The 10,457-nt window shown below is 34.6% G+C and carries 12 protein-coding genes; 8 read left to right on the forward strand and 4 right to left on the reverse strand.

The genetic code is table 11. The features are described from left to right. Positions 1 to 163 precede the first annotated feature (163 nt). On the forward strand, positions 164 to 1,423 hold the full coding sequence (locus tag FI695_06425) for an MFS transporter (protein MQG51598.1): 1,260 nt from the start codon (positions 164 to 166) through the stop codon (positions 1,421 to 1,423). A 4-nt stretch (positions 1,424 to 1,427) separates the two neighbouring features. Here FI695_06425 and FI695_06430 read toward each other — a convergent pair whose 3' ends face one another. After that, on the reverse strand, positions 1,428 to 2,498 hold the full coding sequence (locus tag FI695_06430; GenBank protein MQG51599.1) for a Gfo/Idh/MocA family oxidoreductase: 1,071 nt from the start codon (positions 2,496 to 2,498) through the stop codon (positions 1,428 to 1,430). A 168-nt stretch (positions 2,499 to 2,666) separates the two neighbouring features. Between FI695_06430 and FI695_06435 the strand changes: the two genes are divergently transcribed. The 6 genes from FI695_06435 (at position 2,667) to FI695_06460 (ending at position 7,721) form a co-directional block, all read left to right on the forward strand. Beyond that, entirely contained in the window at positions 2,667 to 3,692 is a 1,026-nt protein-coding gene (locus tag FI695_06435) for a D-2-hydroxyacid dehydrogenase (GenBank protein MQG51600.1), read from the forward strand. Next, a complete protein-coding gene (locus tag FI695_06440; GenBank protein MQG51601.1) occupies positions 3,692 to 4,546 on the forward strand; it encodes an alpha/beta hydrolase in 855 nt (284 codons plus the stop codon). Before FI695_06435 ends, FI695_06440 begins: the two co-directional genes overlap by 1 nt. 14 nt (positions 4,547 to 4,560) lie before the next feature. Further along, a complete protein-coding gene (locus tag FI695_06445) occupies positions 4,561 to 5,073 on the forward strand; it encodes a hypothetical protein (protein ID MQG51602.1) in 513 nt (170 codons plus the stop codon). Between the two features lie 66 nt (positions 5,074 to 5,139). Continuing rightward, positions 5,140 to 6,039, forward strand: a complete 900-nt coding sequence (locus FI695_06450) for a PAC2 family protein (GenBank protein MQG51603.1) — start codon at positions 5,140 to 5,142, stop codon at positions 6,037 to 6,039. After that, entirely contained in the window at positions 6,040 to 6,951 is a 912-nt protein-coding gene (locus tag FI695_06455; protein ID MQG51604.1) for an ABC transporter ATP-binding protein, read from the forward strand. Beyond that, on the forward strand, positions 6,948 to 7,721 hold the full coding sequence (locus tag FI695_06460) for an ABC transporter permease (GenBank protein ID MQG51605.1): 774 nt from the start codon (positions 6,948 to 6,950) through the stop codon (positions 7,719 to 7,721). The genes FI695_06455 and FI695_06460 overlap by 4 nt, the downstream gene beginning before the upstream one ends. Here the strand turns inward: FI695_06460 and FI695_06465 are convergent. Next, positions 7,718 to 8,131 carry a hypothetical protein gene (locus tag FI695_06465; protein MQG51606.1) on the reverse strand — a complete coding sequence of 138 codons (414 nt, stop codon included), beginning with the start codon at positions 8,129 to 8,131 and terminating at the stop codon, positions 7,718 to 7,720. The two genes, FI695_06460 and FI695_06465, sit on opposite strands and share 4 nt — an antisense overlap. Beyond that, positions 8,121 to 8,774 carry an MIP family channel protein gene (locus FI695_06470; protein ID MQG51607.1) on the reverse strand — a complete coding sequence of 218 codons (654 nt, stop codon included), beginning with the start codon at positions 8,772 to 8,774 and terminating at the stop codon, positions 8,121 to 8,123. The genes FI695_06465 and FI695_06470 overlap by 11 nt, the downstream gene beginning before the upstream one ends. A gap of 81 nt (positions 8,775 to 8,855) precedes the next feature. On the opposite strand from FI695_06470, the gene FI695_06475 reads away from it, so the two are divergent. Further along, positions 8,856 to 9,941 carry an NADH:flavin oxidoreductase/NADH oxidase gene (locus FI695_06475; protein MQG51608.1) on the forward strand — a complete coding sequence of 362 codons (1,086 nt, stop codon included), beginning with the start codon at positions 8,856 to 8,858 and terminating at the stop codon, positions 9,939 to 9,941. Positions 9,942 to 10,138: 197 nt separating this feature from the next. On the opposite strand, the gene FI695_06480 is transcribed toward FI695_06475, so the two are convergent. Further along, a partial coding sequence (locus FI695_06480) for an NUDIX domain-containing protein (protein ID MQG51609.1) occupies positions 10,139 to 10,457 on the reverse strand: 319 nt, incomplete at its 5' end.

Below are 10,457 nucleotides of genomic sequence, written 5' to 3' on the forward strand. Positions count from 1 at the left end.
TAATATACTGTAGACCAAATATAATATCAATCGATTCTAGACAAGATTTATTATTTATGTTTATGAACTTAAATAATAAACTGTATTACTACTTTTATTTTTAGAATCAATAGAATAAGCTTTCCAGATCAGATCATTTCATTTATGTGCTAGAGTGTAATGCATGTTAGAAAATAGATCGACAAGAGAGAAAAAATTTCCTAATAACATTTTTTACGGTTGGTGGATAATATTAGCTGGTTTGGTTGGTATGACACTGGGCGTAGGATTTAATTTCCATGCATTGAATGCATTCATAATACCTGTTTCAGAAACCTTTAATGTCAGTATAGCTGTAGTTGCTACGGTTTTGTCGGTAGCAAGAATAGAAACAGCCTTGATAGGACCGTTAGAAGGTTATCTTGTTGATAGGTTTGGTCCTAGAACGATGATGTTTATTGGACTTCCTATAATGAGCCTTGGTTTTTTTCTTATTAGCATTGCTCAAAATATCACAGTATTTATTATTTGTTTTTTGTTAGGTGTTGTTTTAGGGAGTAGTTTGGGATTGGGTAATCCTATATCGACTTCAGTTGCAAATTGGTGGGTAAAAAAACGCGGTAGGGCTTTTGGTATTTTATGGCTTGGTACTAGTCTTGCATCAATTATTGTCCCTTTAGTGAATATGTTCATTGAGTCGTATGGATGGCGAAATGCATTTAGATTGATGGGTTTTTTAGTATTAATAGTAGGTATCCCTATAGCTTGTGTGATGAGGCATAGACCTGAACAATACGGAATGTTGCCAGATGGGGAACATTACAGTAAATCCTCTACATCTGAAGACAATACTCTCAATGATAGTGAAATATCTTTTACTATGATGCAAGCAATAAGATTAAAAACATTTTGGGCTTTTGCGTTTTCAGTTAGTATCAGGATAGGTATAACAACTGCTGTTGCTATAAATTCCTTTCCTCTGGTGGTAAGCCTAGGAGGAACTGCAACCCAGGCAAGCATGTTGTTTTTATTGCAAGGTGTTTTAAGTGCCCCAGGAAGAGTATTTTTAAGTTGGGCAGGAGATAGTATCAACAAGCGCTATATCATGGCAAGTTCATTATTTGTTATGACAATATCTCTATTTTTTATGTCACAAGCAAATAATTTTACTTTTTTGGCATTTTGTTGGGTTCCATATGCAGTTGTCTGGGGTGGCTTATCGTCTTTACCTCAATCACTTCGCGCTGATTTATTTGGTAGAAAAAACTTTGGATCTATTCAAGGCGCTATGTCACCCTTACACAGTATTTTTTCAGTAGCTAGCCCTATATTTGCGGCTGCAATATATGATAATACGCAAAGTTATTCAGGTGCATTTCTTACATTTTCTGGTTTAGCATTATTTTCTATGGTATTAATTTTAATTGCTAAACCAGTGAAGTAATTTATTAATTTCTGAATGGTAGATGAACAACTTTACCTTCTTGAGCACTGATTGAAACAGCATCTGTAAATTCCATATATTGTACTCCAACATCAAATGGAGAATGTATGACAGGCGATCCTTTTACAATGCTATTTATGAAATCTTCTTCAACTCTCCATCCTGCTGGCAATCCTTGTAATCCTTCGACAATATATTCTTTTTCAACTTCGATTTTTGAAATAGACTTGTCTCCTTTTTTCCCTCCATGGATTTCAAGAGTCGTGCCATTTATTACTATTGTGCCTTCTGTCCCATAAATCCATACTTCATTTTTGGGATTAAGCCCTATAACTGAGCTTAATTTAATAGTAGCTTGGGCACCACATGTCATTTTACACGTGATGTCGATATGGTCTGGAATTTCAACTGACTGATACAGTCCGTCATCATTTTTTTTATATGGAACTGTAATTTTTCCCATGGCACTTACTGATTTGGCAGGACCAATCCATCTCATTAATGTTTCATACCAAATACCCATCATCATAATATTGTTGCCACTATATTTTATATTATGTCTCCATTGAAATGGTTGATCTTTATTTACAAAAGCACCAGGATTGGATGTTAATTCTACTGATACGATGTCTCCTACATAGCCGTTTAGTAAAAGATCATTTATTTTTTTGTCAATTGAAAGAGTAAAAGGAGCAGGTACTATTTGACATACTAAGTCAGGGTTTTCTTTGGACGCTTCGAGCATTGTATGGGCTTCTGTAGAATTTGATGCCATTCGTGCTTCTGTTAAGACATGTTTGCCATTTTCTAAAGCCAAGAGAGTAATTGGGCAATGCATATAAGGCCAAGTTCCAATTGCTATGGCGTCTATATCGTCATCTTGAACTAAATCTATCCATGAGTCATAAACATTGGGAATGCCAAATTCCTTGGCTATTTTTTCACTTGATTGCCTAGTTCTATTGCTTACTCCTACCAATTCTGCTTCTTTAACTTGATTAAATCCTGGAATGTGCCTAGATACAAAATTACCTCCAGCACCTACCATTCCAATTCGAACTTTGTCTTTGGCCATTTATAACCTCCAGATATAATTATTTTCATTATTTGAATGTAAATTGTAACACCAATAGTATATTAGTTATATAAAAAAAAGCGCCCTAATCGGTATGAATTATTGTTTGATTTCTTATTTTCTCAATGTTAAATTGTTACGAGATGTCAATTCCAATTCTAGGAGGTTATGTTGTTAAAACCTAATATTTTAATTACTAGTCCAATGAGTTCCGCCTACGTTGAAAAATTAAATGCTGATCCGAAAATTAATCAGGCAAAACAATTACCTAGAGAACTTTGGTCAAAATTTGCAGAATTTTATCATTTAGGAGACAAAGTTGCAGAAATCGGACCCCAGGAATTCGCCCCATTTTTTGAAGAGGCTGATGTGATTGTTTGCGTTGGCTTACCATATCGTTCTATAGATTGGGCCCCAAACCTTAAATGGGTACAAGCTTGGAGTGCAGGTGTTGATCATATGAAAATCTCTGGGGTTTTAGACGCCGGAATACCTGTAACTACTTTAGCAGGGTTAAATGCAATACCAGTTGCAGAACATGTAATGATGTTTATATTAATGCTTGCTAAGAAATATAATACATTTTCTGAAAATGCACGAAATCGGATTTGGAGGCCTGCACCAGCTACAGATGAAATTAATGGCAAAACTGTTGGAATATTTGGATTAGGGGCTATTGGTAAACACGTTGCAAGAATGGCAAAGTCGTTTGATATGAGAGTCATTGCAACAAAGCGAACCATTAGCAGCTCAGATAAGGACACTGAAAACGTTGATGAGCTTTTACCTACAAAAGAATTCGATGACTTAATTTCTCAAAGTGACTATCTAGTTCTTAGTTGCCCTTTGTCTGACGAAACAAGAGGCATTATGAATGAAGCAAAATTAAAAAAAATGAAATCTAGCTCGTATTTAATTAATGTTTCACGGGGTGAAGTTGTTGATGAGCAAGCATTGATTAAAGCTTTAAAAGAAGAATGGATTGCTGGGGCTGGTTTGGATGTTTTTACAAATGAACCCCTAGAAGAAGAAAGTGAATTATGGGTTCAACCTAATCTTATTGCTACTTCTCATAGAGCAGGACGTTCTACTAGTCAACAATCTAGAGCTACCGAATTATTTGAAAAAAATCTTGCTTTATTAATTAAAGGCGAACCATTAATTAATGTTGTAGACCCTGATAGGCAATACTAATGAACGAACCGACAAGTAATTATATACAAGCAAAAGATACAACAATTCATTACTTAGAATGGGGAGCAGGGTCTAAAACAATTGTATTGGTACATGGTTCGGGACTTTGTGCTTCTGTATGGGATATGACAGCTAAATTTTTAGCAAAAGATTATCGCGTTATAGCTCTGGATTTACGAGGGCATGGGGATTCAGATAAAATTCCTGGTCATTATACTTGGCCTGAAATTGTTGGTGATTTCCCAGAATTTATTAGAGCATTAAATTTAGAAGAAATCTATCTTGTAGGGCATTCTAGAGGCGGGGGGGTTGCATCTCTTGGAGGCTCATTGATATCCGAAAGGTTAGTAGGGTTAGTATTAATAGAACCTACTCTGAGTTTGGGCAGAATTATTCCTAAAAAAACACCAAATACATTGACTCTTGCCGATATAACTAGAAAGCGAAGAACTGAATTTGATGATTTAGAATCTATATTTAATAGTTATAGTAAAGCTGAAACTTTTAAAAATTGGGATTCGGAAATTTTATGGTCATATATTACAGGTGGGACTTATAAAATGCCTAATGGACTTTATACCTTGAAATGTACCCCAGAAACTGAAGCAATATTTTATGAAGAAAATACCCCAACATATATGTTTGAAGAGCTTTACAATATCAAATGTCCAACATTACTTATTACTTCTGAAAATCAACAAAGATTTCCAGAGAATTCAATAGCTTTGCAGAGTATAAAGAATTCAGTTGTTTCTTTTGAACATTCTGTTGTTAGTGGGGTAGGTCATTTTATCCCACAGGAGAAACCTAGAGAATTTAATGCATTAGTATTTAATTTTTTTAATAATATTTGATCGGAGGAAGTATTATGAGAATAGATGGTATTTTTGAAAAAGACGGGTTAGAAGGTGAATCACTAAAAGCATATGAAAATATTATTGGAACTCGTGGCCGGATTGTAGGTCCTTTTGGAGTTTTATTACATAGCCCACAACTAGCATGCTTGGTGGGAGACACAGGAGCTTATGTTAGATTTAATTCTACAATACCAAATGAATTAGGTGAAATTGCAGTACTGACCACAGCAAGTACACTGAATTGTAATTTTGAATGGCAAGCACATTCAGAGTTGGCAAGAAATGCAGGAATTGCAGAGGATGTTATTACTGCTATACACTCTAATACTAATTTAGAAGTGCTAAACCAAGATCAACAATTAATTTATACATATGCACGAGAACTATTGACTCAAAACAGAGTATCTTCTGATACGTATTCAAATGCATCAAAGCGTTTTAGTACAAAAGAATTAGTAGATTTAACCACTACAATTGGGTATTATTCCATGATTGCATCTGTATTAAATGCCTTTGAAGTCTAATTAACTTTTCGTAAGGTGTGTTATAATTATTTTATTGGTTAGATTGTTAGAATCTAGGTGTAAATTATGAAAATCAATGACTATATTTTAGAAGAACCACTCCCTGAACTTAGAAATCCTCACGTGATTGCCTCTTTACGGCCGTGGGTAGATGCTGGAAGTGTAGGTTCTCTTACTTTAGATAAGTTAGAACGTCATTTTGATGCACAAGATCTAGGTAAATTCGAAAATCCTGGTAGATATTTTGATTTTACCAGATACAGGCCTGTAGTTTTTTATATTGATGGAAATCGTGAAACTACTATACCAAATACTTATCTCAGATATGCAAAATCAGAAGGAGATTTTGATTATATATTTCTACATATGCTTGAACCTCATTCAATGGCAGAAGAATATATAGATACTATATCTGAGGTTTTAAAACAACTTGGGGTAAAACGGTTTACCAGAGTAGGGGGCATGTATGATGCAGTTCCACATACGAGACCGTTGTTAGTGATGGGAACACATGATGGAGAACCTATGACAGGTGTACCTGGTATAATGCAAAGCGCTAGGAGACGACCTTATCAAGGCCCAACATCTATCATGAACTTAGTTGGAGATAAGTTATCTGCCCAAGATATTGAGAATATGATGTTGATGGTGAGATTACCTCAATATTTACAATTAGAAGAAGATTTTACTGGATGTTCGCATTTGATAAAAGTTCTTTCGTCATTATACAATTTACCTGATGAATTATCGGTTAGTAGACGTGGGCGAAGACAATATCAACGGGTAACAAATGAAATGGATCAAAATCCAGGTGTGAAAGCTTTAGTAGAAAAATTAGAAAGTGAATATGACGCTAGACTAGAAAATATTACTATTGAACCTGAGGAGAGTGAATATACAGAACTTTCCCCTTCAATAGAACAATTTTTAAAAGATCTTGGATCTGAGGAACCTGAAAGTAATTAGATGGTTGAATCAGCAATTGTTGTAAAAGATCTAACAAAGTCTTATGGTGATTTTCCCGCAGTTAAGGGAGTTTCATTTGAAGTACTTTCAGGGGAAATCTTCTCTTTACTTGGTGCTAATGGTGCAGGTAAAACTACGACTCTTGAAATTCTTGAAGGTCATAGAAAACGCACATCAGGGCATGTGACAGTTTTAGGCTATGATCCAGAAAAAAAAGATCAAAATATGACTATGCGTGTGGGTATAGTTTTACAAGAAACAGGTATCGAACCCTATCTTAAAGTGCAAGAGGTGTTGAAACAATTTAGTGGTTTTTATAAAAATCCCAGAAATATAAATGAAGTTATTGATGCAACTGGTTTAAAGGAACAAATCAACACTCCGGTTAGAAAATTATCAGGAGGTCAACGAAGAAGAGTTGATGTTGCATTGGGTTTGATAGGAGACCCTGATCTGATTTTCTTAGATGAACCTACCACTGGATTTGATCCCTCTGCTCGTAGGGATGCGTGGTCAATGATCAGTAATTTAAAATCATTAGGCAAAACGGTAATCCTTACTACTCACTATATGGATGAAGCTGAATACTTGTCTGACAGAATTGCACTTATGGTAAGTGGTAAAATTGAAAGAATAGGTACAACTAGAGAATTAATTAATTCTGAATCAAATACAACTATAGAATTTACATTACCTGATAACAATAAATCATTACCTGTAACAATTAACAAAATAGCCGAAATTAAAGGGAATTTAGTCTCAATAATTACTAATTCACCTACGGGAATTTTAGGTGAAATTACACATTGGGCAATTGAAAACTCTCTTGAATTAAATGATTTGACCGTAAGAAGATCTTCTTTAGAGGATCTTTTCTTAAAAGTTGTCGGGTCAGAGGATAGTGATATATGAACCAGATGAAACTAGCACTTCGTCAAATTAAATACGAAAATACAGCGTTTTGGAGAAACCCACCAGCAGCATTTTTCACATTTATTTTCCCTTTAATATTTTTGGTTTTATTTAATGCAATATTTGGCGATGATGAAATACCAATAGAAAGCGGTGTAGTATCTGGATCGAATTTTTATATACCTTCTATACTTGCATTATCAGTTATTAGTGCTTCATATACTAATTTAGCTATGACACTAACCGATTCTCGAGATAGTGGAATCTTAAAAAAGATTCGTGGGACTCCTCTTTCGCCATGGGCTTTCATGGTAGGAAAAATTTTATTTACAACATTTGTTTCACTTCTACTTGTAGTAATCGTTTTAATTTGCGGTGTACTTTTTTACGATGTGAGTTTACCAAATGATTCATTGATAGTTTTTATAACAGCTCTTTTAATTGGTACTATAACATTTAGTTGTTTAGGAATTGCTATAACTACAGTGATAAGGAATGCTGATGCAGCCCCTGCAATTGTTAATGCATCAATTCTCCCGTTATTTTTTATATCAGATATTTTTATACCCCAAACATTGGCCCCCCAATGGATTAAGACCTTGGCAGATATTTTCCCTGTAAAACCATTTGTGGTTACTCTTCAATCTTCATTTAATCCATTTGACACACGAGTTGTTTTTGAAACTCAAGATCTTGCGACTATGGGGATTTGGTTTCTTTTTGGTTTAATTATTTCGCTACGATATTTTTCTTGGGAACCAAGACGTTAATTAGTTATTGATAGTTCTTCGATTAGGTTTTCAACTTTAATTTTGATTATATCTCGAATTTCACGAACTTTTTGAATATCCTGATTTTTGGGATCTTCAAGTTCCCAATCTTCAATATCATTTCTTAAGTTGATTGGGCAACTCTCTTGTATATTGCAACCCATACTAATAAGCCTGTCGGTACCAGTTAAAGTATTGAAGTTGAGTGCTCGTGGTTTTTCTGCGGATATATCAATAGATAATTCATTCATTGCTTCTACAACTATAGGATTAAGACTTTCTGATGGTTGTGTTCCTGCTGACTCAGCATACCATTTTGATTTTTTAGAGATTAAGCTATTGAAGAATGCTTTAGCCATCTGGCTTCTCCCAGCATTATGTACACATACAAAAATTATTCTATTCTTCATTTATTTGGCCAAATACAAACCTGTAAATTAGAGCTGCTAAAATTGAACCTACTATCGGACCTATCCAATATATCCAATGTCCATCCCAAATATTAGCTATAAGTGCTGGCCCAAAACTTCTTGCTGGGTTCAAAGATGCTCCAGATATTGGTCCACCAAATGTTGCACAAACCAGTATTGTCCCTCCTATAGCAAGTGGAGCTAATAAGTTTTCTTTAGAATTAACCGTTTTAATAATAACTAGGACGAGTATAAAGGTCATTATGCCTTCTAAAATTAGTGACTCGGTAGTCCCATTTGGTGTTGTTACACCCAATGTTTTACTATTCTCAAATAAAACGGACAAAAGAACTCCAGCAGTGATTGCTCCTGTTAGTTGTGCAAGAATATATCCGATAGCGTCTTTTATAGAAATCTTATTGTCGATAATTAAGCCTATCGTTACAGCAGGATTGATATGGGCGCCTGAAAAGCGACCAAAAGTATAAACCATTAGAGCAACAATACCACCAAAAGAAATTGCTATACCTAAATGGCCAATTGCTCCTGAGGTCATCTCATTAATAATAATTGCTCCGGGCCCGACTAAAACTAGGAAAAACGTACCTATATATTCTGATAAAAGTTTTTGTAAAAGTCCCATAATTCCCTCTTGTATGATTAGTTTAATATATATATACTTCTGCAAGTATATATTTAAATATAAATCTAATATTAACAAATCATGAAAAAAGAATCATCCAAACTTTTCACACCTCTCAATATACGTTCATTAAAATTCAAAAACAGAATTTTTGTTTCACCTATGTGTCAATATTCTGCAAATGATGGTATTCCAAATAATTGGCATACTGTTCATTTAGGTACAAGAGCAGTAGGTGGAGCTTCGTTGGTTATGGCAGAAGCTAGTGCAATTGTCCCAGAGGGAAGAATAACGCCCCATGATGCAGGTATTTGGAATAAACAACAAGTGGAACATTGGAAACCTATTACTGATTTTATTAAGGAATATGACTCAATTCCTTCTATACAGTTGGCTCACGCAGGTCGTAAAGCTTCCAGAGACGTGCCATGGAGAAATGGAGTGAGACTAGATATAGATAATTGGAAGATTTCAGCACCTTCTTCTGTAGCATTTAATGAAGGATATATACAACCTTCAAGTCTTTCGATTACTGAAATTGATGATTTAATTTATAGTTGGGCTAAAGCAGCAGAAAATGCTTTAGAAGCTGGTTTCCAGGTTATTGAATTACATTTCGCACATGGATATTTAGTTCACTCATTTTTATCACCGATTTCTAATTTACGTGAAGATGATTTTGGTGGATCACTTGAAAATCGAGCAAGATTTGGATTAGAAATTGTGCGAGCTGTACGAAAGATAATTCCAACTGGTCTTCCTCTTTTTGTAAGAATTTCTGCTAGCGATTGGCTACCAGAAAGTTCATGGGACATTCAAGAATCCCTTCAATTTAGTATTTGGCTAAAAGAGAATGGTGTTGATTTAATCGATTGTTCTTCAGGTGGTTTATCTCCCAATCAGACACTTACTTCGACTGATATGGTGCCAGGATATCAAGTTGAATTTGCTGAAACGATAAAGAATGAAGCTCAGGTTCTAACTGGAGCTGTGGGACTGATTACTGATCCTGAACATGCTGAAAGTATTTTAGTCGAAAATAAGGCTGATGCAATTTTCATTGGAAGAGAATTACTAAGAAACCCTTATTGGCCTTTAAGTGCAGCTTTCACTTTAGGTGATGATGTTACATGGCCAGATCAATATTTAAGATCAAAATTAAGTTAATAAAAGAGGTTAATTATGCTTTTTATTATTAATTGGGTTGTGTCTATAATTGTAGGAGCGGTTTTTTATCAGTGGATTAAAGATAATCCTAAGGCTCCCACATATAGGAAAATATCTTTAACTATTTTAGTAATGTTATGTGTTTCATTTGTTCTTCAATATGGGTTAGGAATATATTAATAACAAATAAACATAATTTAATAATTTGTTTCAAATGCCCAATACTTAATCAAATGATGAGCTATCGCTATCGACCCGGGAAGGTAAAAATCGTGAGATTCCCCTTTTGCTTGAGCTTCAAAAGCTCTGATGATTTCTTCTCTAGAAAACCATCTTACGTCTGATAATTCTTCTTCATCTATAGAAATTTGAGTATCTTGCGCTTCTGCTAAACAACCTATCATTAGTGAATGGGGATAGGGCCATGGTTGTGAAGAATGATAAATAACACTTTTTATATCAACTCCTGATTCTTCTTTTACTTCTCTTCTTACAGCTTCTTCTATAGATTCTGCA

The organism is SAR202 cluster bacterium, assembly GCA_009392515.1.
Lineage (GTDB): Bacteria > Chloroflexota > Dehalococcoidia > Lucifugimonadales > UBA6952 > UBA6952.